Origin of the sequence: Nocardia sp. NPDC005978 (genome assembly GCF_040614455.1) — a bacterium.
In the GTDB taxonomy this organism is placed as follows: Bacteria; Actinomycetota; Actinomycetes; order Mycobacteriales; family Mycobacteriaceae; genus Nocardia.
Genome location: NZ_JBEXUS010000127.1, coordinates 1 through 20,864, shown reverse-complemented (window position 1 = coordinate 20,864; position 20,864 = coordinate 1). Strand labels below are relative to the sequence as shown.

General features: G+C 66.8%; 23 protein-coding genes. 10 read left to right on the top strand and 13 right to left on the bottom strand.

From position 1 onward, the window contains the following. Positions 1-264: 264 nt before the first annotated feature. Both ABZ319_RS35040 and ABZ319_RS35035 read right to left on the bottom strand, forming a co-directional pair. Positions 265-1,299, bottom strand: coding sequence for a zinc-binding alcohol dehydrogenase family protein (locus ABZ319_RS35040; RefSeq protein WP_354990858.1), 1,035 nt, complete (start codon positions 1,297-1,299; stop codon positions 265-267). 511 nt (positions 1,300-1,810) lie between these two features. Then, a complete protein-coding gene (locus ABZ319_RS35035) occupies positions 1,811-3,607 on the bottom strand; it encodes a thiamine pyrophosphate-requiring protein (RefSeq protein WP_354990857.1) in 1,797 nt (598 codons plus the stop codon). A gap of 189 nt (positions 3,608-3,796) precedes the next feature. Here ABZ319_RS35035 and ABZ319_RS35030 point away from each other — a divergent pair, with 189 nt between their 5' ends. Next, complete coding sequence (locus ABZ319_RS35030) at positions 3,797-4,003, top strand: hypothetical protein (RefSeq protein WP_354990856.1); 207 nt, start codon at positions 3,797-3,799, stop codon at positions 4,001-4,003. Positions 4,004-4,220: 217 nt separating this feature from the next. Here the strand turns inward: ABZ319_RS35030 and ABZ319_RS35025 are convergent, their stop codons facing one another. Beyond that, positions 4,221-4,523, bottom strand: a complete 303-nt coding sequence (locus ABZ319_RS35025) for a DUF6342 family protein (RefSeq protein ID WP_354990855.1) — start codon at positions 4,521-4,523, stop codon at positions 4,221-4,223. Positions 4,524-4,849: 326 nt separating this feature from the next. Here ABZ319_RS35025 and ABZ319_RS35020 point away from each other — a divergent pair, with 326 nt between their 5' ends. Beyond that, a complete protein-coding gene (locus tag ABZ319_RS35020; RefSeq protein WP_354990854.1) occupies positions 4,850-5,518 on the top strand; it encodes an alpha/beta hydrolase family protein in 669 nt (222 codons plus the stop codon). Positions 5,519-5,548: 30 nt separating this feature from the next. On the opposite strand, the gene ABZ319_RS35015 is transcribed toward ABZ319_RS35020, so the two are convergent. Beyond that, positions 5,549-5,878 carry a DUF397 domain-containing protein gene (locus ABZ319_RS35015; protein ID WP_354990853.1) on the bottom strand — a complete coding sequence of 110 codons (330 nt, stop codon included), beginning with the start codon at positions 5,876-5,878 and terminating at the stop codon, positions 5,549-5,551. 9 nt (positions 5,879-5,887) lie between these two features. Beyond that, positions 5,888-6,751 carry a helix-turn-helix transcriptional regulator gene (locus ABZ319_RS35010; RefSeq protein ID WP_354990852.1) on the bottom strand — a complete coding sequence of 288 codons (864 nt, stop codon included), beginning with the start codon at positions 6,749-6,751 and terminating at the stop codon, positions 5,888-5,890. 189 nt (positions 6,752-6,940) lie between these two features. On the opposite strand from ABZ319_RS35010, the gene ABZ319_RS35005 reads away from it, so the two are divergent. From ABZ319_RS35005 to ABZ319_RS34995, 3 genes are all read left to right on the top strand, one after another. Further along, positions 6,941-7,363, top strand: a complete 423-nt coding sequence (locus ABZ319_RS35005) for a DUF4254 domain-containing protein (RefSeq protein WP_354990851.1) — start codon at positions 6,941-6,943, stop codon at positions 7,361-7,363. Between the two features lie 227 nt (positions 7,364-7,590). Continuing rightward, on the top strand, positions 7,591-7,767 hold the full coding sequence (locus ABZ319_RS35000; protein ID WP_354990850.1) for a hypothetical protein: 177 nt from the start codon (positions 7,591-7,593) through the stop codon (positions 7,765-7,767). Between the two features lie 225 nt (positions 7,768-7,992). After that, entirely contained in the window at positions 7,993-8,289 is a 297-nt protein-coding gene (locus tag ABZ319_RS34995; RefSeq protein WP_354990849.1) for a DUF4193 domain-containing protein, read from the top strand. Between the two features lie 33 nt (positions 8,290-8,322). On the opposite strand, the gene ABZ319_RS34990 is transcribed toward ABZ319_RS34995, so the two are convergent. After that, positions 8,323-8,946, bottom strand: coding sequence for a class I SAM-dependent methyltransferase (locus ABZ319_RS34990; protein WP_354990848.1), 624 nt, complete (start codon positions 8,944-8,946; stop codon positions 8,323-8,325). A 135-nt stretch (positions 8,947-9,081) separates the two neighbouring features. Here ABZ319_RS34990 and ABZ319_RS34985 point away from each other — a divergent pair, with 135 nt between their 5' ends. Next, positions 9,082-9,750 carry a hypothetical protein gene (locus ABZ319_RS34985; protein ID WP_354990847.1) on the top strand — a complete coding sequence of 223 codons (669 nt, stop codon included), beginning with the start codon at positions 9,082-9,084 and terminating at the stop codon, positions 9,748-9,750. A 12-nt stretch (positions 9,751-9,762) separates the two neighbouring features. On the opposite strand, the gene ABZ319_RS34980 is transcribed toward ABZ319_RS34985, so the two are convergent. After that, positions 9,763-10,848, bottom strand: coding sequence for an S-(hydroxymethyl)mycothiol dehydrogenase (locus ABZ319_RS34980; RefSeq protein WP_354990846.1), 1,086 nt, complete (start codon positions 10,846-10,848; stop codon positions 9,763-9,765). A 224-nt stretch (positions 10,849-11,072) separates the two neighbouring features. Here ABZ319_RS34980 and ABZ319_RS34975 point away from each other — a divergent pair, with 224 nt between their 5' ends. Together ABZ319_RS34975 and ABZ319_RS34970 are read left to right on the top strand one after the other, a co-directional pair. After that, positions 11,073-12,161 carry a diacylglycerol kinase gene (locus ABZ319_RS34975; protein WP_354990845.1) on the top strand — a complete coding sequence of 363 codons (1,089 nt, stop codon included), beginning with the start codon at positions 11,073-11,075 and terminating at the stop codon, positions 12,159-12,161. Positions 12,162-12,287: 126 nt separating this feature from the next. Further along, positions 12,288-13,127: an NAD(P)H-binding protein gene (locus ABZ319_RS34970; protein ID WP_354990844.1), complete on the top strand. Its 840-nt coding sequence runs from the start codon at positions 12,288-12,290 to the stop codon at positions 13,125-13,127. A gap of 58 nt (positions 13,128-13,185) precedes the next feature. Here ABZ319_RS34970 and ABZ319_RS34965 read toward each other — a convergent pair whose 3' ends face one another. The 4 genes from ABZ319_RS34965 to ABZ319_RS34950 all read right to left on the bottom strand — a co-directional run bounded on the left by ABZ319_RS34965 (position 13,186) and on the right by ABZ319_RS34950 (position 17,125). After that, the gene (locus ABZ319_RS34965; RefSeq protein WP_354990843.1) at positions 13,186-13,863 is read right to left on the bottom strand and encodes a DUF3558 family protein; all 678 of its coding nucleotides are present in this window, start codon (positions 13,861-13,863) and stop codon (positions 13,186-13,188) included. Between the two features lie 129 nt (positions 13,864-13,992). Beyond that, on the bottom strand, positions 13,993-14,346 hold the full coding sequence (locus ABZ319_RS34960; protein WP_354990842.1) for a hypothetical protein: 354 nt from the start codon (positions 14,344-14,346) through the stop codon (positions 13,993-13,995). A 183-nt stretch (positions 14,347-14,529) separates the two neighbouring features. Continuing rightward, positions 14,530-15,795 (bottom strand): erythromycin esterase family protein, encoded by a 1,266-nt coding sequence (locus tag ABZ319_RS34955; protein WP_354990841.1) that lies wholly within the window; start codon positions 15,793-15,795, stop codon positions 14,530-14,532. A gap of 103 nt (positions 15,796-15,898) precedes the next feature. Beyond that, a complete protein-coding gene (locus ABZ319_RS34950) occupies positions 15,899-17,125 on the bottom strand; it encodes an amidohydrolase family protein (protein ID WP_354990840.1) in 1,227 nt (408 codons plus the stop codon). Between the two features lie 61 nt (positions 17,126-17,186). Here ABZ319_RS34950 and ABZ319_RS34945 point away from each other — a divergent pair, with 61 nt between their 5' ends. Further along, positions 17,187-17,681, top strand: coding sequence for a MarR family transcriptional regulator (locus ABZ319_RS34945; RefSeq protein ID WP_354990839.1), 495 nt, complete (start codon positions 17,187-17,189; stop codon positions 17,679-17,681). A gap of 89 nt (positions 17,682-17,770) precedes the next feature. On the opposite strand, the gene ABZ319_RS34940 is transcribed toward ABZ319_RS34945, so the two are convergent. Both ABZ319_RS34940 and ABZ319_RS34935 read right to left on the bottom strand, forming a co-directional pair. Beyond that, a complete protein-coding gene (locus tag ABZ319_RS34940) occupies positions 17,771-18,853 on the bottom strand; it encodes a dihydrodipicolinate reductase (RefSeq protein WP_354990838.1) in 1,083 nt (360 codons plus the stop codon). Between the two features lie 32 nt (positions 18,854-18,885). Then, on the bottom strand, positions 18,886-19,938 hold the full coding sequence (locus tag ABZ319_RS34935) for a Rieske 2Fe-2S domain-containing protein (RefSeq protein WP_354990837.1): 1,053 nt from the start codon (positions 19,936-19,938) through the stop codon (positions 18,886-18,888). A gap of 152 nt (positions 19,939-20,090) precedes the next feature. On the opposite strand from ABZ319_RS34935, the gene ABZ319_RS34930 reads away from it, so the two are divergent. After that, positions 20,091-20,831 carry a glucose 1-dehydrogenase gene (locus ABZ319_RS34930; protein ID WP_354990836.1) on the top strand — a complete coding sequence of 247 codons (741 nt, stop codon included), beginning with the start codon at positions 20,091-20,093 and terminating at the stop codon, positions 20,829-20,831. Positions 20,832-20,864: the final 33 nt, after the last annotated feature.

The window sequence follows — 20,864 nt, the reverse complement described above, 5'->3', positions numbered from 1 at the left end:
CCGAACACCTGTTGCGTCAATCGATCCAGGTCACGGAAAGGATCAGTGCGCATCAGCATGGTCGCCACCTCCAACTACTCCATTCTCGATAGTCGCTGTACCAGATAATCTCTTCTATCTGGCATAGATATTATGTAGCACGATCACCATATGAACGCAAGCCTGAGATGTAGATAATCTGTTCGAGTGCGTGCCGGGGCACCCGCCGAGGCCGACATCCCGCCCTGACCCGGCCCGCCGCGTCGTCGAGTCATTCCAGTGAGTTCAGGGGAAACCGGTCAGGGTGGTCTTTCCGATCGTGGTGCCGGATTCTTGAAGCTTGTGTGCCGCACGCAGATTCGCGGCGGTGATCGGACCGAGGTCGCGAGTTGCCGTGGTGGTGAGAGTTCCCAGATCTACCAGGCGCGCGATCTGGGTGAGGATGTGTCGTTGCCGGGACTGGTCGGGGGTGCCGAACATCGAGCGGGTGAACATGAATTCCCAATGGAATGACAGGCTTTTGGCCTTGAGCACGCCGATCGGCAGCGATTCGAAGTCGTCGATCGCGACAATGCTGCCGAAAGGCCGCAGGGCATCGGCGTACTGGCTCAGATTGCGGTCGGTGCCGGCGGTGCTGAAGACATAGTCCAGGCTGGCGGGCGCGATATCCGCAAGCTGCGGTCCCAGTTCCCGGCGGTGGTCGACGACGTGGTCGACACCCATGCGGCGGGCGAACTCGGCGGTCTCCGCGCGTGACGCGGTGCCGACGATGGCGAGACTGGTCAGCGCTCGGGCGAGCTGCGCCACCATCGCGCCCACACCGCCCGCGGCGGCGGTCACCAGTAGCGTCCCGGTCTGTTCCATCGCGTCGACGCGCAGTCCCAGACGTTCGAACAGGCCCTCCCACGCGGTCAGTGAGGTCAACGGGAGCGCGGCGGATTCCGTGAATGTCAGGCTGGTGGGTTTGTGGGCGACGAGACGTTCGTCGACTGCCTGGTAGGCGGCGTTGCTGCCTGGCCTGTCCAAGGCTCCGGCGTAGAACACCTCGTCCCCGACGGCGAAGTGCTCGACCTGGCCGCCGATCGCGACGACAGTACCCGCGGCGTCCCAGCCCAGGATCCGGGCGTCGTCGGTGGGGCCGGAGCTGGCGCGAATCTTGTAGTCCACGGGGTTGAGTGCGACGGCTTCGATGCGTACCAGGAGGTCGCGGGGGCCGGGTGCGGGGACGGCGACGTCGATGTCGATCAAGCTGTCTGGGTCATCGACCGGCAGGGCGCGTCGGCGGGCGACGGCGGGCATCCGGCTCGGAATCGAGGTCACGGGTCTTTCCCTTTCCTTGAGCGAACGGTTGCTGACAGCGAGAGCGGTGGGGTGAACCCAGGCATCGATCGCCGGATCCATGCCTCGGTTCTCCTCGACCAGTTTGGGTACGGGTGGGAACCGATACCGATCGATGTCCCGGCCCGACCGAATCACACCCGGTTACCGATTCTGCCGAGGACGTCCGTCACCGCGGCTCGTGTCGCTCATCGGCATCGTTCGTGTGGTTCATGACCTGTTTCCACCACGTTGTGAGTGGGCTCGGCTCAGGCCAGGAGACGTCGGGCTCATCGGCGTCGGGAGCAGGTGGGTCGGCGGTCGATGCCGGTCGATCTCGGTCTTCTGGTTCCGCATTCATACCGGCTCTCCTGTGGTGGGTTACAGCAGAACGCCCGCGGTCGTCGCGAGGAATGTCGCGACCACCACCGAACGGATGATCGTCAGCGCGATTCCCGTAGGCGGGAGGTGATTTCGAGTGCGGGGCTCCGGAGCCGGCGCGTCCCGGGTGCGGTCAGGCATCGCGCGCCGGGAACATTTCTTGCGCTTTGGTTTTGACGCCCTGTGCGATCAGGTGCCACCCACCGCTGTCACCGCGCAACACCGCTTCCGCGGTAGCCCTGAGTTGATCCCAGGTGGCGTGCGGCGGGATGGGCGGTACTTCGGGGTCGGTGCGCATGTCGAGCAGCACGGGTCCGTCGGCCGCCAGCGCCGTGTCCCACGCGGGACCGACGTCCTCGGGCCTGTCGACCGAGAGCGCTGTCAGTCCGGCCGAACGTGCGATATCGGCGTAGGAGACGTCCGGAAGGGCTTGGGATTCCTCGAATTTCGGCGCTCCGCCCATCGCCCGCAATTCCCAGGTCACCTGGTTGAGGTCGTTGTTGTGAAAGACGCATACGATCAGGCGCGGATCGCTCCAGCGGTCCCGGTAGCGGGCGACGGTGAGCAGTTCGGCCAGGCCGTTCATCTGCATGGCTCCGTCGCCGACGAGGGCGATGGCGGGCCGGTCGGGATGAGCGAATTTGGCGCCGATCGCGTACGGTACCGCCGCTCCCATGGTCGCGAGCGTTCCCGAGAGCGAGCCGCGAATGTCCCCGCGCATACGCAGGCAGCGGGCGTACCAGTTCGTCGACGACCCGGAATCGGCGCTGACGATGGCATTGTCGGGAATCCGTTGCGACAGCTCCCACACCACCCGCATGGGATTGACCGGCTCGGCCCCGAGCATCGACTGTCGCTCCACCGTCTGCCACCAGCGGACGACGTTCTGTTCGACTTCGAGCCGCCACGCTCGATCCGGCTTCGCGCGCAACAGTGGAATCAATTCCGACAGAGTGCTTTTGGCGTCCCCGATCAAGTTGACCTCTGTGGGGTAGCGCATGCCGATCAGCGACCCGTCGATATCAATCTGCACCGCGCGCGCCTGCCCGAAATCCGGCATGAACTGTGTGTAGGGAAAATTGGAGCCGACGATCAGCAGCGTGTCGCAGTCGCGCATCAGTTCATAGCTGGGCCTGCTGCCCAGCAGCCCGATCGCACCGGTGACATAGGGCAGCTCATCGGACAGAACGTCCTTGCCCAGCAACGCCTTCGCGACTCCGGCACCGGTCAGCTCGGCTACACGCGTAACCTCTTCCGCTGCTCCACGGGCGCCCTGGCCGATCAGGATGGCCACGCGCGAACCCGCGTTCAGAATCTCCGCGGCATGCTCGATCTCGCTGTGCGGAGGCCGCACCGCCGGAGTCGCGGGCAGCACGGGTGAGCTCGAGGGGACCTGCTTGAAGTCGTGACTCGGCGGCTCGTAGGGTTCTTCCTGCACGTCGGCGGGAATGATCACCGCGGTCGGTGCGCGCCGAGCGGCGGCGGTGCGGAACGCGCGGTCGAGCGCGTTGGGCAGTTGACTCGGAACATTGACCTCGACAAGGTATTCCGAGGCCACATCCTTGAACAGAGCGTGCAGATCCACTTCCTGCTGATAGCTGCCGCCCATCGCGCTGCGCGCGGTCTGCCCGACAATCGCCACCACCGGCACGTGGTCGAGTTTCGCGTCGTAGAGGCCGTTCAGCAGATGGATGGCTCCGGGACCAGAGGTGGCGATACACACGCCGACCTTGCCGCTGAATTTCGCGTATCCCGTGGCCTGGAGCGCGGCCATCTCCTCATGCCTGGCCTGGATGAAGGACGGACTGCCACCCGCACGCCCGAACGCCGCGACCAATCCGTTGATCCCGTCGCCGGGATAGCCGAAGACCTGCTCCACGCCCCATTCCCGTAGTCGCTCGACGACATGGTCACCAACTTGTCGAGTCATGGCTTCTCCTGTTGTCTCGCGCTGTGCCGATACGTGGTCAGCGCCCGACTACCCACGACCGGAGCCACCAACCCGAGGTCCGGCGTACACCGCGGTGGGTGAGATCCCGCGACGTCTGTCGACGGGTTCGGTTCTGCTGGGCGGGGTACTGCAGCCGGTGACAGCCGCGATGTCGACGGGAGGCTCGAAATGGGTTTGGCTGAATCCGAAGTCGCGCGTTTGCGCAGTGAGCGCGCCGAACTCGTCAAGTTCCGGGCAAAGCTGGCCGAGTCGATAGATCAGGTGCAGCACGGCGGTAGCGCGATCATCGGGGAGGAGTACGTCGCCGCCCGCGAGGACGAGGCTCTCGTGCAGACCCGGATAGATCGGATCGACGCCATCCTGGCTCAGGGCTGACAGGCGACAGAGTTCTGGGACTCGCGTGCTCGCCGGTGGCTGATCGCGGGCCAGTGCCTGGGTCGGCGACGGGCACGGATTGCGCTGCCGGCACGACCGCGACCGCCAGGCCGAGCCCGCAACCGGGCATCCGCCCCGATTCTGCCGCCACACGAGGAACGCCCGTCCGGTTACCGGTGTACCGGTAACCGGACGGGCGTTGGGTGGGTCGTGAGGGTCAGGCGTACTTCAGGTCGGTCTGTCCGGCGATCACACGGCCCGCGATGTAGAGGTCACCGTTGGAGTCCAGGATCGCGATGATCTTCCTCTGGGTGCCGTGGTAGGTGGTGAAGAAGATCTTGTCGGCCTCCTGCGAGGTGCTGAAGTTCGTGTTCACCGACAACTCGATGCTCGCCGGCGAGCTGATCAGCACATCCTTCTTCGGCGTGTTCGGGTACACCTCGCTCGGCCGCAGCTTCACCCGCCCGTGCGTGTCGCCCTCTTCCCAGTCCGAAGCCAGTCCCAGATCGATATCAGGCATGATGTGTCTCCTTCGAGCAACTATCTCGCGCGGACCGAAATGAGATCCAATTCGGTTGCAGCGCAGCATGATTCTGTCTCGAGGCCGTATCGCGGCGCGTGAGAAACAATCCACAACCTTCCGAGTCAATCGAAAAGTTGAGTGAAAGCAGTTGGCGGCCAACGTAACTCGAGAGAGTGTGACACCGCTCGGCAGTGACATGGCACTGCTCGGCATGAAGGCCCCTGCCGTCACACGAGTGCGGGGACAAGGGGTGTGAAAACCCCGCGGGAACAAGTCCGGGGCTTCTCGACTTGTTCCTCGAGTCCGAGAGAAGAAGGAGACCCATGACGACTTTCGTTCTCGTACCCGGCGGTTGGAAGGGCTCCTGGGCGTATGAGGCGGTGATACCGCTGTTGGAGCGTGCCGGTCATACCGTGCACGCCCTGACCCTCACCGGTCTGCGGCCGGAGGACGACAGCGCGACGGTCGCGACCGCCAACCTGGATACCCATGCCGCCGACGTCCTGCGGCTCCTTGACCACGCCGACCTCACCGACGTGACGCTGGTCGGCCACAGCTACGCCGGAATGGTGATCACCGCGGCCGCCGATCGCGCCGACGGGCGCGTCTCCCGGCTGGTGCACTTGGACGCCTTCGTCCCCCGCGACGGCGAGTCGTGGTGGTCGACGGCGAACGACTACTTCCGGGAGATGATCGCGGTCGGCGCCGCCGAGACCGGCTACGCCGTCCGGCCACCGGGCGGCGGCGATCCCCGCCGCCGTCCCCACCCCCTCGCCTCGTTCCTGCAAACGATCCGGCTCACCGGCGCGGTCGATCTGGTGCCCCGCCGGGAGTTCGTCTACTGCTCGGGATGGCAGGACCACACGCCGTTCACCGAACTCCGCGCCCGGCTCGACGCCGATCCCGGTTGGCAGGTCCACGACCTACCCACCGGCCACGATGCGATGAATGAGGCCCCGGAGGCGGTCGCCGCACTGCTGCTCGACGAGTGATTGCAGAAGGGGGAGTGGTCGGTACGGCCGTCAGCGATCGAATTGGCCGTCCGCGACGCCCTTCGTGAAGGCATCCCATTCGTCGGCACCGTACACCAAAGTCGTTCCGGGGCAAGCGATTACGGCGCTACCCTCAAAACTCACGGTGATCCGTGCGCTGCCCACCACCCCGGACTCGCCACTCAGAACAAGCCCGAGCAGGTCCGGCCACATCGCGGGCGGAATCGACACGATCGGCTGATCGCCCGCGGGGCCGGTGTACTTGCTGTCGCGGATGCGCACGGCGTCGCTGTGGTGAGCGACCTCTACGCAGGTCTGGTCTCCGCCGCTGAATGTGGACTTGAAGAAGTTGGTGCGCACGGTTTTACCCTACCCATTGCTTGCCACTCGATTGATGACGTCGAGTGACCGCTCCGGATCGAGTGCGATCGCGTGGATCTGGTTGAAGAGGTAGTCGAGGGCGGTGACGCGCTTGGGATCCTCAGCGATCTCGCCGTAGGCGGCGGACTCCACCCAGCCGATGGTGGGAAGTCTCGAACTCTGGAAGTCGAGCAGGTGGAACGTCGCGGAGTTGAGACTCGCGATCGCACCGCCCGCCGAAAAGGGAATCACGCGTACGTCCAACGTATCTGGATGCTTCTCGGCGAGCGCGATGACGTGCCGCAACTGTCGGCGTTGCACGTCGGCACTCCCGACCTGGTACATCAGCGCAGCTTCGCCCATCACCACCGAGAGCTCCAGCGGATCGGGACCATCGAGCCGTCGCTGCCGCCGCAGGCGCGCACTGACTCGCTGCTCGACCTCCGTCGGACGGCCGGTTGTCACCCTGGCTTTCATGAGAACGCGAATGTAGTCCTCGGTTTGGAGTAGACCGGGGATGACGCCGTTCTCGAAGCTTCGGATGCTTTGCGCGCCGGCTTCCAGGCCGTAGAACCGCATCAAGTGTTCGTTGAACAGTGCCGAGTACTCGGCAAAAGGGCTGCGCCCCTTCGCGATATCGCGAAGGGTAAGTAGCTCTGCCTGCTCGTCTCGATCGATTTCGAGCAGGTTGATCAAGATCTTGAGCTTGTCTTCGGCGAGCGTGCCCTTTCCTCGGGTGAGCGCGGACCAGTACTGCTGGCTGACATCGAGGGTCTTCGCGATCAGGCTTGTCTTGACGCCGCGCTCGTCGGCCCGATTGCGGATTCTCAGCATCAACTCCCAGTTGGCGACCGTGGGCGACGCTTCAGTCATCTCGATCCTTCCTCCTGGTCAGGCGCCAATACCGTACAACAGCCTGGGCCTGCGGACGAGTATCTCCACGCGTATTGCGTAGTTGTTACAACTAGGCGTACCGTGTGATTCACGCCACATCGCTAGCTCGGCCGCCTCGGCCGAAATCCCACAGCATCCAGTTCCTCACCTGATGAAAGGTGATTCTCGATGGACCCGTTACCCGCCAAGCGCCTGGTGCTCGCCGCGTGCAGGGGCGATGTGCCCGAGGGTGATCCGTTACTCCGCTGGGTCGGCGAGCTGGCCGGGATCCATCAGCGGCTACTGGGTTGCGGGGAGTTCGTGCCGGTGGAGGTCGAGCGGTTGCGTGCCGGACTGGTGCGCGACATCGATCTGTGGGTGGCCAGGCAACTACCGCCGGCCCCGGGCGGCGCGCGTCTGCACACCGAAACTCTCGGGATGGTGATCGATCGGCTGGCGAGATTCAGCGCGTCCGCGCACGCGGCGCTGGCCGGGACCGTCGACCTGGAGTTGTGGGATGCGTGGGAACGGTTGGCGGAGTTGGCCGTCGGCTACGAGGACCTCACGGACGAGGTGTCCTCCGGACTGCGCCGACTGCCCTGCGCCCAATGAGAAGACCTGGTTTCCGCACGTTCGGAGGGTGTGATGGTTACAGCGATATGGACATTCCTGATCGGCCTCGGCCTCGGCGGGGCGGCGGTATGGGCGCTGATGTCCCACGCCGAAATGCCTCCCTTTCTCTCGACGCAGAGGGACGCGTGCTGGACCGTGAGCAGCATCAGCGCGCGAATCGAGCGCGAAAGACTCGACGCTGCCCACCTGCCCGCGCCGAGTCGCCGATGACCCCCACCTCGGGTCACATGTTCGTCCACGCGGACGGAATGCTCGCCGAAATCCTCTGCCACGTAGAGGTTTTGGCCCTGACCCCGCGACGAGCCGAACAACTGCGCCGCATCCATCACGGGCACAGGTCCGACTGTCGCGTCCTGGCTGCGACCGTCGCGTACTCCACCTGATCGCTCGCTCGCGACGCTGTCCGCGACGACCGCAAACCATGCCGGACCGGCGCCCTCGCCGAGCGAGCCGGCCGGGCCGCCTCAACGCGATCGGACACGCCCGCGCGGAAGGTCGAAATATCCCGTATGTCCGGGTATATACGGTGTGGTGAATCAAGGGGGTACCGGCTCGGCTTCGGCTGTCGCGGCGAAGTGGGGCCGGTCCGGACACGACGAGGGGAAACGATGGCAACCGATTACGACGCGCCCCGACGGACCGAGATCGAGGGAGAAGCCCAGAACTCGGTAGGGGAACTGAAGTCTCGCCGTGAAGAAGCCGCGGCCGCAGTGGTCGACATCGACGAGACCGATATCGCCGAACTGTTCGAGCTGCCCGGCGCGGACCTCTCCGATGAGGTCCTGGCGGTGCCCGTGGTCCCCAAACGGGCCGACGAATTCACCTGCTCGAGCTGCTTCCTGGTCCACCACCGCAGCCGCCTCGCGAACGAAGCCGCTACGGAGTGCGCCGATTGCGCGGCGTGATGCCGGCCTGACCCGTCGGTGCCGGGTACTGGCTCACCCGGCTGCGTTCGACCGCGAGAACACCGCCACCAGAAAATCGGACTCGTCGCCGAACGGCCGCAGATCCCACGTCGAAAGCCGGAGATCGCAGTGGAGGCCGGCCTCGGCGGCGTCCGCCATGAACTCCGGGAACTCGTACCCGCGGTCGGCGCCGAAGCCCACGACCACCCGGCCGGTGGGTGCGATGTGGCGGGCGAAACCGGACAGCACTGCCACCCGGGTGGAGGGCGCCAGGAACGTCACGACGTTGCCCGCGCACACGATCACGTCGAACCCGGCGGCGACGCCGCGCGAGGGAAGATCCAGTTCGGCGAGGTCGCCGACGAGCCAGGTCGGGCCCGGGTGGTCCTGTTCGGCCGCGGCGATCAGGACGGGGTCGACGTCGACGCCGACCACCGTGTGGCCGGCCCGATGGAGATAGCCGCCGATGCGGCCCGGACCGCATCCGGCGTCGAGGACGCGGCTGCCGCGCTCGAGCATCGCGTCGATCATGCGTGCCTCACCGACGATGTCGGTGCCCCGGGCCTCGAGCGCGCGGAATCGTTCGACGTACCGCGTCGAATGCGCCGGATCGGCCGTGGTGAGTTCCTCCCACTGGCTCGGGGTGCGTCCGGCCATGTCTGTTCCTCCTCGCTCGGTCCGATACCGGCCCTACTCTGCCACCGTCGTGCCGGTCGTCCGCGCGGGGAGGCCGGGTGAGCGAGAGGGACTGCCGCTGCTAACCCTCCGGCCCACCGCGACGATGTCCCGGCTATGTTCACCAGCCCTGAGGATCTCGGCAAGGTCGTGGCGCACGTCAGGTCCATCGGTCTCGAACCGCGCGAGGTCGAGCGCGGCTGGGACCATATCGGAGGTGTGATCGTCGACGCGGCGCTGCAGCCGCGGGCGAAGTATCGACCGGTGGTGTTGCCGCGGGTTCGGGAGGTGATCTCGCAGTGGCCGGATGCCGCTGTGCTGTCGGGATTTCAGCGTCGGCTGGAGCGCGAGGACCTGTCGGAGTTCCTCCGCTGGAGCCGGAGGTCGCGCAAGCTGAGGGTCATCACCGAACTCGCTGCCGCCCTGAATGTTCTGGAAGTCGAGACGGTGCGCGACTTGGCCGCCTGCTACGACGGGGACGACCGCGAGCAACAGACCCGGCGCGTGCTGCGCCGAATCAAGGGTGTCGGTCCCAAGACCGTCGATTACATCGCGATCCTGACGGGCTCGACCGGACACGTCGCTGTGGACACGCACATCACCGGGTTCGTCCGTGACGCCGGCGTCCATTGCGACGACTACCGTGCGAACAAAGACCTGATCGTCCGGGCCGCCGCCGAATTGGGCTGTAGCGCAGGCGCTCTCGACGCCGCTATCTGGCGATACCGCAGCGATCGACGCCGCCGAGGGGGCAGCGCGGCTACCACCGCCATCCCTCGGTCATAGCCAGGGCGTCGCCTACCAGCACACCACCGATCGCAGCACCTGCCCGGATTTCATGGTGGCGAAAGCCTTTTCGACACCATCGAGATCGATGCGTTCGGTGACGAACTGCTCCAGGGGCAGCCGCCCTTGGCGGTGGAGCTCGATCAGGGTGGGGAAGTCGCGTTCGGGCAGGCAGTCGCCGTACCAGGACGATTTCAGCGCACCGCCGTGCGAGAAGAAGTCCAGCAGTGGCATCTCCAGTCGCATGTCGGGGGTCGGCACCCCGACCAGGACCACGGTGCCGGCGAGGTCGCGCGCGTAGAAGGACTGCTTCCAGGTTTCGGGGCGGCCGACCGCGTCGATCACCACGTCGGCGCCGAAGCCGTTGGTGTACTCCTTGATTCGCTCGACGGTGTCCTCGGTCGCCGCGTCCACGGTGTGGGTGGCTCCCAGCTGGACAGCGGCGGTGAGCTTGGACGCGTCCCGATCGACCGCGACGATGGTGGTGGCTCCGGCCAGGCGGGCGCCCGCGATCGCGGCCACGCCCACGCCGCCGCAGCCGATCACCGCGACACTGTCCCCGCGCCCCACGCCGCCGGTGTTCAGGGCCGCGCCCAGCCCGGCCATCACCCCGCAGCCGAGCAGCCCGGCCACCGCCGGGTCGGTGGTGGAATCGACCACCGTGCACTGCTTCTCGTGCACCAGGGTCTTGTCGGCGAAGGCTCCGATACCGAGCGCGGGCGTGAGCTCGGTGCCGTCCGCGAGGGTCATCCGGCGGGAAGCGTTGAAGGTGTCGAAGCAGTACCACGGGCGGCCACGCCGGCATGCCCGGCACGTGCCGCACACCGCACGCCAGTTCAGAACCACGAAGTCACCGACCTCGACATGGGTGACCCCGGACCCGACGCGGTCCACGACCCCGGCGGCCTCGTGGCCGAGCAGAAACGGGAACTCGTCGTTGATCCCGCCTTCGCGGTAGGTCAGATCGGTGTGGCACACCCCGCACGCCAGCACCCGGACCACGACGTCGTGGGGGCCGGGGTCGGGGATGGTGATCGAGGTCAGTTCCACCTCGGCCCCGGATTCGCGCGCGATGACGCCCCGCACCGTTTCCGTCATAGTCCCTGCTCCTTCGAAGATTCGCGGCTCGCTCGTCCGATGTTCCGGCCGGGAGGCGTGCGCATCCAGCCGATTCGCACGGCGATTCGCGACCTGTTCCTCCCGTGGATGTGACGCTAACATGCAGCCTGGAATTAGTTCCAGACTAGTGTCTGGATTGATGAACGGACTCGATTCCGCCTTGCGGGCGACGGTCCTTCGTCGGGGTCCCCAAAGGAGTGAGAATGCCTGTTCGCGTCGCACACGTCGGCACCGGAAACGCGGGCCGCCTGGCCCTGGCGGGCTTGATCGGCAGTCCCGACTACGAGCTCACTGCGGTGTGCGTGTCCACACCGGAGAAGGTCGGGGTCGACGCGGGCGCGCTCGCCGGCCTGGACACCGTCACCGGTATCACCGCGGTCGGCGACCTGGACGCGCTGCTGGCCACCGCCCCCGACTGCGTCGTGTACTGCGCGATGGGTGACACCCGGCTGAAAGAGGCCATGGCGGACTGCTGCCGCATCCTGGCCGCGGGCGTGGACGTGGTGGGCACCGCCCCGGGCATGCTGCAGTACCCGTGGCAAGCGCTGCCGCCCAAGTACATCGAGAGGGTGGAAGAGGCTGCGCGTGAGGGCAATTCGAGCCTGTTCGTCACCGGCGTCGACCCGGGCTTCGCCAACGACCTGCTCCCGCTCGCCCTGACCGGCACCTGTCAGACCGTCGAGCAGGTGCGATGCATGGAGATCGCCGACTACGCCACCTACGACGGCGCGATCGTCATGTTCGACGTGATGGGTTTCGGCAAACCCCTCGACGAAGTGCCGATGCTGCTCCAGCCGGGGGTGCTGTCCCTGGCGTGGGGTCCGGCGATCCGCCAGCTCGCGGCCGGTCTGGGCATCACCCTGGACGCCATCACCGAGGAATGCGAGCGTTTCCCGGCCCCCGAGGCGTTCGACATCGCCGCCGGGCACATCCCCGCCGGCGGACTGGCCGCCCTGCGTTTCGAAATCCGCGGCATGGTCGGGGACCGCCCCGTCATTGTGATCGAACATGTCACCCGCCTGCGCGAGGATCTGCGCCCGGACTGGCCGTACCCCGCATCCGGCGGCGGCTCCTACCGCATCGAGATCACCGGCGAGCCTTCCTATTCCGTCGACATCTGCCCCACCAGCCGCAAGGGCGACCACAACCACGCCGCGATCGTCGCCGCCGCCGGCCGGGTGGTGAACTCGATCCCCGCGGTCATCGCCGCACCCCCCGGCATCCGCACCACCCTCGACCTGCCGCTGATCACCCGTCCCGGACTCGTCACGGAATTCGTTCCGGCGCAGTGAGTTCGCGCTCGCCGTGCCGGACGATCGCGTAGAAATGAGCGACTATCGCGCATGGCGGGTACACGTGCGCGCTCCTACGGTCGATTGCAGCGGGCCGGTGCGCCCGGCAAAGGACAGGGAGCGTTCATGAGAAGGCAGAAAACCGTGTTGGTCACCGGTGCAACCGGAACCGTGGGCCGCCAGGTCGTGAGCCGCCTGGAGCACTCGGGGGTACAGGTGCGGGCCATGAGTCGTGACCCGGATCCGCTGGGAACGACGGCAATACGCGGTGATCTCACCGATCCCGAGAGCGTTCGCGCCGCCGTGTCCGGTGTCGACGCGGTCTTTCTGCTCTGGCCCTTCGCCACTGCCGAGAAGCTGCCACCGGTGCTGGACGCCATCGCCGGGCACGCGCGGCGGGTGGTCTACCTGTCGTCAGCGGCCGTGCGCGCGGGCGAACGGCACGCCGAGCAGTTGATCGAGCAGAGCGGACTGGAGTGGACGTTCCTGCGCCCACATGCGTTCTCCGCCAACACCTTCGCCTGGGCGGATCAGATTCGGTCCGGCGGGGTGGTCCGCGGCCCGTACCCGGCGGCGGCCACCGCGCCCATCGACGAGCACGACATCGCTGCCGTCGCGTCGTCCGCACTCACGTCCGAAGGACATACGGGCGCCGCGTATCTGCTGACCGGCCCGCACCTGCTGACGCAGGAGCAGCAGGCGCACATCATCGGCGACGCGATCGGCCGTCCGGTGCGCTGGATCGACACACCGATCCGGGACGCACGCCGGGACATGCTCGCACTCGGCTGGCCCGCCGCGGTCGTGCACGACATCCTGCGCGCCCAAGCCGATCTGGTCACCACGCCGGGTCCGGTGACCGACGCCGTGCGCGAGGTCACCGGTGCACCCGCCCGCACGTTCCGGCAGTGGGCCGAGGCCAATGCCGATCGGTTTCGGGACACCGCGCGGTTGTCATCCACCTGACGGTCACGGTGCTGTCCGAGCAAACGGCTACAGCTGTGCCGGACCATCGCCCCCGGCGTCAGGGAATGTGGTTGACCAGGGTGTTGGCGATGCGCTGGGCGTCGTCGCAGGTGTTGAACCCGTCGGTGCCGCCCTGTGGCTTCCAGGTCCGGGACGCCAGCAGCAGGATGTCACCGCCGAACGAGGCTGGAACCGCGATGTAGCACCCGAGCTTGTGGGTGTCCTGCGCCGCGCGGAATTGCTGCGATTGCCGACCGGCCACCGTGACCGTGCTGAAGTCGACGTACTTGCCGCTCTGGCGCAGCTCGCCCGTCGGGGTTCCGTAGGCCGAGATGTAGAACTCGAGCGCGTCGTCTGCGGTCTTCCATTTGCACGACTTCTCGCTGGGGGCGCCGGGATTCGAGACCGGCTGCTCGCTCGCGACGTTCAAGCCCGCACTGGCGAGCGCGGAATCAGGTGTGTCACAGGGATTCCAGCTGCCGGCGGGCCGATCGGTGTCGGTTCCCGGCGCCGCGGTCGTGGACTCGGCGGCAGCCGTGGAGGACTCGGAGCCGGCCGCGGAGGGTTCGGAGCCGCCGGTGGTACCCGGTGCCGAAGCCTTCGTGGTCGCGGAGGCCGCTGCGGCCGAGGTAACCGTGCTGTTCGGGGTACTCGGCGCGGACGTGCTGTCGTTCGAGGTGGTCCCGCATCCGGCCAGCAGCAGTGCCGCACCCAGTGCCACCGTTGCGACGCTCATCGATCGCGTTGTAGTACGACTCATGATTGACATGTCGCGCCCTGGAACAGGTTGTTACACAGGCTCATTAACGAGTTGGTCACAGCGAGCCGGCACCGGCCCTGCGTTCCACCGCGTGATATGCCCATCTCACTTCGCGAACTTGCGCCGAATCTTCGTAAAGTGCACCGCCGGTTCCCGCGTGATCAACCCGTACCCGCTGTGCGTCGCCGTGAACGGCGCGGGCAGATACAGCACCGGCAACACCTCACCGATCAACGGCCGCTGCTCTTTCGCGATTCGATATCCGATCTCGGCCGCGGCGGGCACGTCACCGTCGACAACCTCCTCCTCGACGCGCTCGATGCACCGATACGGTTCGAGCCGCACGGTCCGAATCGCGGTCCGCGTCCACCGAAACAACACGCACTCACCGGAGTTCGGCCGGGCGTACTCCATCAACCCCACCCCGTCACCCCAGAAGACGAACTGCTCATCCTCCATCGAGCTGTGATACCCGGCTTCCACACTCCACTGACCAACGATCTCGTCACCATGCATCGGGCGATTGAACCACCTCGCCGCGAGTATTCGCCGGGATCGTGCTGATTCCCCACCGACGTCTCCAACGATCGATCATGCCGCCCGGGCGGCGGATTCGACCCGGATCCGAGCCGGGGCGGGTAGTCACGCGCGCAACGGGCGGGCCGCCGTCACCCGCCGGCAGTGCACGATGACGTCGAACCATTCCCCCGGAGATCCGCCGGTCATGAAGGTGGTTCCGTCGGACCCGGGACCCATCACCCTGAAATCGGCCGTGCGGGAGAGAAGATGAGCCACCGTCGCGGGGTGGTCCGCCGACAGGTCCAGCAGATAGATATCTAGATCAACCGCGTCCAAAGCGGATTCGAGCAGATGCGGCGGGATGTGCCGTACCTGCACGGGCTCACCTCCGTCGAAGGCGGTCACCGTACCTCGGGAGAAACCGATCCCGAGTGAGAAGTATCGTGCGCCGAGTCGCTCGCGTAGATAGCTGCCCGCATTGCGGGAAACCTGAGCGGGATCCGGCGGAAAGCCGCGGTAGCGGGCGTTGGCGGTGTGGGAACTGGACGACCAGAACAGCACCCGCCGCTCGGTGTAGTGATGCCACCATTCGACATTCTCGGCGAAGGCCGCTTCGTAGTAGGCCATGTTCGCAGGGTCTTCGGGCCTGCTGTCGTGGTCGTGTAACTCGTGATACTGCACGATCATTCGTGCCGACTGCACCACCCAGGCCCAGTCTTCGTCATCGGCTGCCAAGTCCGAGACCAGCCGATGCGCCGCGCGTACCCGATCGACCCGGGCCGCACGATCGGGAAGCCGGCGGAAACGGCCGGTGTGGGCGTCGATGTCGCCTTCGGGCCGCACGTCGGCATAGAGCTCTCGGAGATCGCTCACGCGGTCGGGGGCGACCGCTCGCACATACTCCAGGACCGTGTCGTAGACACCCGCCTCGATCGCGTGCGGGCTCACGCCCACCACCCGTACCGGGTCCCCGGGGTGATCCCGATTGAACGCCCGCACCCACCGGATCATCGCGACCACTTCTTCGGTCGCGGCGAAAGCCTCGGCGCGGGTGAGTATCTCGCGCGGATCGCCGACCCCGGTGCACACGAACGTGTCCAGTCGTAGCCCCAGCGACCAATCCTGGTCCAGCGCGATGATTCGGAATCCGGATTCACTGACCAACAGCCGGGCGATACGGTCCTGCAACGCGGACACCTCGTGTGCCCCACGCGTGCCGGCGCCGTACCCGAGGACCGCCGCGTCCTCTGTCAACGCCACCAGCGGACGCAGATCCTCCCACGGTTCGTCCGGTTCTACCGTCCGCAGCGGCACCGCCACCTCGGAGATCTCTTGCCCGAGCTGTGTTCGCTGCCGACCGCCGCGACGCGCGTTCTCCGATAACTCCATGACCACACTCTGCAACCCGAACCATTGTTCAGGTCAACGTGGCCGGGCGCGGGAGCGAAGTGATCCGCCCCCGCGCATGCGCGGGGGTACCGGCCGAGACCGCTCAACCCGCCGCGACGAGCCGCGCGGCGGACTCGGCCAACTCCGCCCGGACCGCAGCCGGATTCGCGACCACCAGGTGCCCGCCGCGCTTCACGACCCGTCCTCCCACGAGCACGGTGTCGACGGCACGAGTGTCCATGGTGAGCACGACCGTCGCCACCGGGTCGTGGCCGGGGAAATCATTGCGCAGCAACACGATATCGGCGTGGCTGCCCGGTGTGAGCGTGCCGGCGTCGGCAACCCCGGCGGCCTTGGCCCCGTCGACCGTCGCGGCTCGCAGTGCGTCTCGGGTGGTGAATCCGGACTCGAGTCGCGCGAAACCGTACGCGGATCGCATGAGGCTGAACATATCTCCAGGGCCGCTGACGACCGTGTCCGCTCCGAGCCCGGTCGGCACGCCCGCCGCGACCGCCCGTGCGGTGATCGGCGCCCCGAACCCGAGCGCGGCTTCCACCAGCGGCGACACCGAGAGGGTGCCACCGCTGTCGGCGATGAGCTTCAATTGGTCGTCGCTGTAGGAGTTGCCGTGCGCGTAGTTGGTGCTCGGGCCGAGTAACCCGTTGCGCCGCAGGAAGTCGAGCCCCTTGGCCGCGCTGTCCGGGCCGTAGCCTCCGGCGTGCACGGTGACGGGCAGATCCAGTTCGCGGGCGATCCGCCACTCGGCGAGCGCGGTCGTCTCGTCCACGATCTCCGGACCGTAGGGCGCCATCGCCATCGTGACGAGTCCGCCGCCGGTGGCCGCGAGCGCGGCTCGGGCCGCCGGCAGATCGGGATCCCGCACGCAGTAACCGAAGACGGCGCGGATGCCCGCGGCGCGGATTCCGTCGACGGCGGCTGCGGTGTGGTCGGGCGTGTGCTGGATGTGGGACCAGTCGAGCACCGTGGTGATACCGGCGTCGAGGCACTCCAGCGCGCCGGCGAGGGTGCCGATGTGGACGTCGGCCGGTCGGTAACGCGGGCCGAACCTGCCGAGTACGAGGTCGAGGTAATCGGGAAAAGCGATGTCGGGACCCGTCATTCGGATCCCGGACTGCCAGGTGTGCCGATGGGCGTCCACGAAGCCGGGGAGCACGAGCATCCCGGTCGCATCGAGCACCTCGGCGCCGTCGGGAATCCGCAGATCGGCGCCGACCGCGGTGATGCGCCCATCGTCGATGAGGAGGTCGGCGTTCAGTACCCGGACCGGGTCGGTGTCGATGAGCGTCCCGCCGCGAATGATTGTTGCCATGCTCTGAATGTATTTGAAAAGCTTTCGAGAAAGCAATAGCGAAAGTGATAGGCTCGCAGTCATGCGGGACGAGGTCGACGAGCTGGTCGAGCACTGGACGCGCGCTGGTCTGCCGGCGGACGCGGTGACCAGACTCGCGCTGAGCAAACGAATCTCACGGCTGGCCGTACGGCACGAACAGGCCATGAAGGCCGAGCTCGCGGACCTGGGCCTCACCTACGCGGAGTTCGATGTGCTGGCGGCCCTCTACCGAGCCGACGGCCCGCTCCGGCCCAGTGACCTGAGCCGCGCGTTGTTCCTCACGTCCGGGGGTACCAGCAATGTCCTGCAACGCCTGACCGCCGCCGGGCATGTGGCCGGCGAACCCAACGGGGGTGACGGACGTGGCCGCCTGATTCGGCTGACCGCGCCGGGCCGGGCGCTCACCGAACAAGCCATGACCGCGTCCACGCGATTGCACGAGGACCTGTACGCCAACGTGCCCACCGCGACACTCCAGGCTGCGGCCGACGCCCTCCGCCCGGTCGTGTCGGGCACCGAACGCCGCCGCGTGTAGCGGCGCACCGATCGGTGCTGACAGCCTCTCGGTGAGCGTCATTCCCCGGGTATCGGCGGCGGACACCGGATCCGCCGCCCGGCCGTCGATCAGAGCTTGAAGCGGCCCGCGAACCCGCGCAGGGGCAGATCGGCGCTGGTGATGATGCCCGGCGGCGCCGCGACCACCGAGCGGAGGGCGTTCAGGACCGGGAGGCCGGTGACGGTCATGCCGATCGAGGCGAAGTTCTCCGGGTTGGACAGGTCGAAGCCTTTGCGGGGGAAGATCATGTGTTTGCTGTAGATGCTCGGATCGCCGGTCACCTCGGTGATGTAGCAGCCCTGGATCTTCCAGGCCGGGTCGGTGCGCGGGGTCATCTGCCACTCCAGGTGCGTTTCGATCCGGGGGATCCCGTCGACCAGGCCGCGGTATTTGATGTAGCTCGCGCCCAGTGAGCCCTTGGGCATGAAGTACCAGCCGAGGTCCACGTCCTCGGTGCACGCGCCGAGTTCGTAATCGAAAGTGACCTCGTCGAGTTCGAGGCCGAACGCGTCGGCCATCAGGTACACCGAGTCGGCGAACACCGCGGTGTACTTGTACAGCGAATCGGGAATCGTCGGGTCCTCGACGGGCCGGCCGTAGCCGACGGCTTTCCAGGTGTCGACCGAGTGGTGACAGGACACGTCGACCGATTCCGTCACCGTGACGTTCTCGATGTCGGCCACGTCCGCGGTGTGCACGATGCCCAGGATCTGACACAGACCGGGGTTCATGCCGGTGCCGTAGAACGTGGAACCGCCGCGCTCGCAAGCCGCTTGGAGGATCTCGCTGACCTTGCGCCCGGAGGGATGCGGATGATTGCGGTCGCGATGGAAACCGGTGATCCAGTCCGCGGTGGTCACCACGTCGATCCCGGCCTCCAGGACCTTCTCGTACAGGTCTTCGTCGGGGAACACCCCGTGGAAGGTCAGCACGTCGGGGCGCGCCGCGATGATCTCCTCGACGGTGCCGGTGGCGAGCACGCCGATCGGATCTCCGCCGACGATCTCACCGGCGTCCCGGCCGATCTTGTCGGGCGAATAGCAGTGCAGCCCAACCAGTTCGAGATCGGGATGTTGCTGTACGCGCCCGATCATCTCGGTGCCGAGATTGCCGGTCGCGACCTGGAAGACCCGGATCGGGGTGGTACTCATGGGAGCCTCTTGTTCGGTTGTGCGGGTGGTGATCACGTGGTGGCCGCGCCGGCGGGGCGGATCGCACCGCTGTGCGGGTTGCGGGGGTCGGGCCCGGCGGGGCCGCCGTCCGGGTAGAACTGCAACGCCCATTCACGCAGCGCGGTGAAGCCGCGGAATTCCTTGGGGGACAGCGCCGGTGGGTCGGTGTACCGCTGGTGCGACCAGATCTCGACATCGGCCTCGAACTGCTCGATGACGAATCCGGCCATGGTCGTGCCGTAGCGGTTGATCTCGGCGCCGTCGTCACCGGGCCGGCGGCCGATCCACACCGTGAAGCGCACGTCGCAGGTGGTCTCGTCCACCGGCGTCACCGCCGGCATCGTGCGGTTGTCGATCATGCCCCAGCTCTTGGTGATCGAGCAGCCCAGTCCCGCGTTGATCGACTCCACCCCGCTGTTGACCTCGGACAGCTCCACGTTCTCGTCGAACGCGATGGTGAAATCGACGTAGGAGACCGGCCCGGAGAAGTCGTGCCGGGTGAACTCCGGTACGAACGGGGTCTTGTGCACGACCTTGAAGTGAGCGAAGTCGACGCCGTTCTCGAGGACGTACTGCGGATGCAGGGTCAACCCCGGCCGGTAGAGCGTGGCCGCGGGCACCGGCGGGTAGTAGTCCGCGGCGCTCTTGCCGTCACCGAACGCGGAAAACATGTCGGGGACATCGAAATACGGTGCACGCCCGGCGGTGTCGTACCAGATCCACACCGCCTCATTGCGTTCCAGGACCGGATACGAGCGGATCCGCCGCCCCCGGTTGGGATGCTTCTCGTAGGGCACACACACGTTGCGCCCCTGACTGTTCCACTCCCAGCCGTGAAACGGGCACACCAGGTTCTCGCCCTCGACCCGCCCGCCGTACCCCAGGTGCGCGCCCAAATGCTCGCAGTAGGCGTCGAATACGCTCAGCGTCCCCGAGGCCGCGCGCCAGGCCACCAGCTCGCGCCCGAAGTACTTCATGCGGTGCACCGCGCCGACGCCGATCTCGGCACACCACGCGACTTGGAACCAGCCCGTCGGCTCCATGGACAGGGGGGTTCTTGCCATCGCGATCCTTCACGCCGTGCGGGGGCTGCGCGCGAGCATGATCGGGGATCACATGCCCGGCGGCGCTGCCTCGAAACCCGAGTCTAACTCTCCCGAGCGCAATTCTGGACAGTAGTCTGGAAACTATTCCAGTGTCGTGTTAGCGTCGCGGCATGGGACGTGTAGAAGGCAAGGTCGCACTCATCAGCGGTGGTGCGCGGGGCATGGGAGCGGCGCACGCGCAGCTGCTGGTCGACGAGGGCGCCAAGGTCGTGATCGGCGACATTCTCGATGACGAGGGCAAGGCGCTGGCCGAATCACTCGGCGACGCCGCACGGTACGTGCACCTGGATGTCACCGAGCCCGAGCAGTGGGAGGCTGCGGTCGCCGAGGCGCAGTCCGCGTTCGGCAAACTCGATGTCCTGGTCAACAACGCCGGCATCGTCAACGGCGGCCCGCTGCAGAAATTCAACCTGGACAAGTGGCGGCGCATCATCGATGTGAACCTGACCGGCACCTTCCTGGGCATGCGCGCGGTCACCGAATCGATGATCGCCGCCGGCGGTGGTTCGATCATCAACGTGTCCTCGATCGAGGGCCTGCGGGGCGCGCCCTGGGCGCACGGCTACGTCGCCTCCAAGTGGGCGGTGCGCGGCCTCGCCAAATCGGCGGCGCTCGAGCTCGCACCGCACAAGATTCGCGTGAATTCGCTGCACCCCGGCCTGATTCGCACCCCGATGACCGAGGGCATCCCGGACGATCTGGTGACCATCCCGCTCGGCCGGCCCGCCCAGTCCATCGAGGTGGCGACGTTCGTGCTGTTCCTGGCGAGCGACGAATCTTCCTACGCCACCGGATCGGAGTTCGTCGTGGACGGCGGCCTGGTCGCGGCGGTACCGCACAAGACCTCCTGAACCCACCGCGCGGCCGCACCGACTGTGCGGCCG

What these genes read in the sequence shown, in the direction of transcription:
- ABZ319_RS34990 (WP_354990848.1), bottom strand. Translation starts at nt 8,946, where the DNA reads ATGGCCGGACGCACCCCGAGCCAGTGGGAGGAACTCACCACGGCCGAT.
- ABZ319_RS35035 (WP_354990857.1), bottom strand. Translation starts at nt 3,607, where the DNA reads ATGACTCGACAAGTTGGTGACCATGTCGTCGAGCGACTACGGGAATGG.
- ABZ319_RS34955 (WP_354990841.1), bottom strand. Translation starts at nt 15,795, where the DNA reads ATGGAGTTATCGGAGAACGCGCGTCGCGGCGGTCGGCAGCGAACACAG.
- ABZ319_RS34935 (WP_354990837.1), bottom strand. Translation starts at nt 19,938, where the DNA reads ATGGCAAGAACCCCCCTGTCCATGGAGCCGACGGGCTGGTTCCAAGTC.
- ABZ319_RS35000 (WP_354990850.1), top strand. Translation starts at nt 7,591, where the DNA reads ATGACCCCCACCTCGGGTCACATGTTCGTCCACGCGGACGGAATGCTC.
- ABZ319_RS34950 (WP_354990840.1), bottom strand. Translation starts at nt 17,125, where the DNA reads ATGGCAACAATCATTCGCGGCGGGACGCTCATCGACACCGACCCGGTC.
- ABZ319_RS35020 (WP_354990854.1), top strand. Translation starts at nt 4,850, where the DNA reads ATGACGACTTTCGTTCTCGTACCCGGCGGTTGGAAGGGCTCCTGGGCG.
- ABZ319_RS34930 (WP_354990836.1), top strand. Translation starts at nt 20,091, where the DNA reads ATGGGACGTGTAGAAGGCAAGGTCGCACTCATCAGCGGTGGTGCGCGG.
- ABZ319_RS34960 (WP_354990842.1), bottom strand. Translation starts at nt 14,346, where the DNA reads ATGGAGGATGAGCAGTTCGTCTTCTGGGGTGACGGGGTGGGGTTGATG.
- ABZ319_RS34940 (WP_354990838.1), bottom strand. Translation starts at nt 18,853, where the DNA reads ATGAGTACCACCCCGATCCGGGTCTTCCAGGTCGCGACCGGCAATCTC.
- ABZ319_RS35010 (WP_354990852.1), bottom strand. Translation starts at nt 6,751, where the DNA reads ATGACTGAAGCGTCGCCCACGGTCGCCAACTGGGAGTTGATGCTGAGA.
- ABZ319_RS35005 (WP_354990851.1), top strand. Translation starts at nt 6,941, where the DNA reads ATGGACCCGTTACCCGCCAAGCGCCTGGTGCTCGCCGCGTGCAGGGGC.
- ABZ319_RS34995 (WP_354990849.1), top strand. Translation starts at nt 7,993, where the DNA reads ATGGCAACCGATTACGACGCGCCCCGACGGACCGAGATCGAGGGAGAA.
- ABZ319_RS34945 (WP_354990839.1), top strand. Translation starts at nt 17,187, where the DNA reads ATGCGGGACGAGGTCGACGAGCTGGTCGAGCACTGGACGCGCGCTGGT.
- ABZ319_RS35025 (WP_354990855.1), bottom strand. Translation starts at nt 4,523, where the DNA reads ATGCCTGATATCGATCTGGGACTGGCTTCGGACTGGGAAGAGGGCGAC.
- ABZ319_RS34965 (WP_354990843.1), bottom strand. Translation starts at nt 13,863, where the DNA reads ATGAGCGTCGCAACGGTGGCACTGGGTGCGGCACTGCTGCTGGCCGGA.
- ABZ319_RS34980 (WP_354990846.1), bottom strand. Translation starts at nt 10,848, where the DNA reads ATGACGGAAACGGTGCGGGGCGTCATCGCGCGCGAATCCGGGGCCGAG.
- ABZ319_RS34985 (WP_354990847.1), top strand. Translation starts at nt 9,082, where the DNA reads ATGTTCACCAGCCCTGAGGATCTCGGCAAGGTCGTGGCGCACGTCAGG.
- ABZ319_RS34970 (WP_354990844.1), top strand. Translation starts at nt 12,288, where the DNA reads ATGAGAAGGCAGAAAACCGTGTTGGTCACCGGTGCAACCGGAACCGTG.
- ABZ319_RS34975 (WP_354990845.1), top strand. Translation starts at nt 11,073, where the DNA reads ATGCCTGTTCGCGTCGCACACGTCGGCACCGGAAACGCGGGCCGCCTG.
- ABZ319_RS35030 (WP_354990856.1), top strand. Translation starts at nt 3,797, where the DNA reads ATGGGTTTGGCTGAATCCGAAGTCGCGCGTTTGCGCAGTGAGCGCGCC.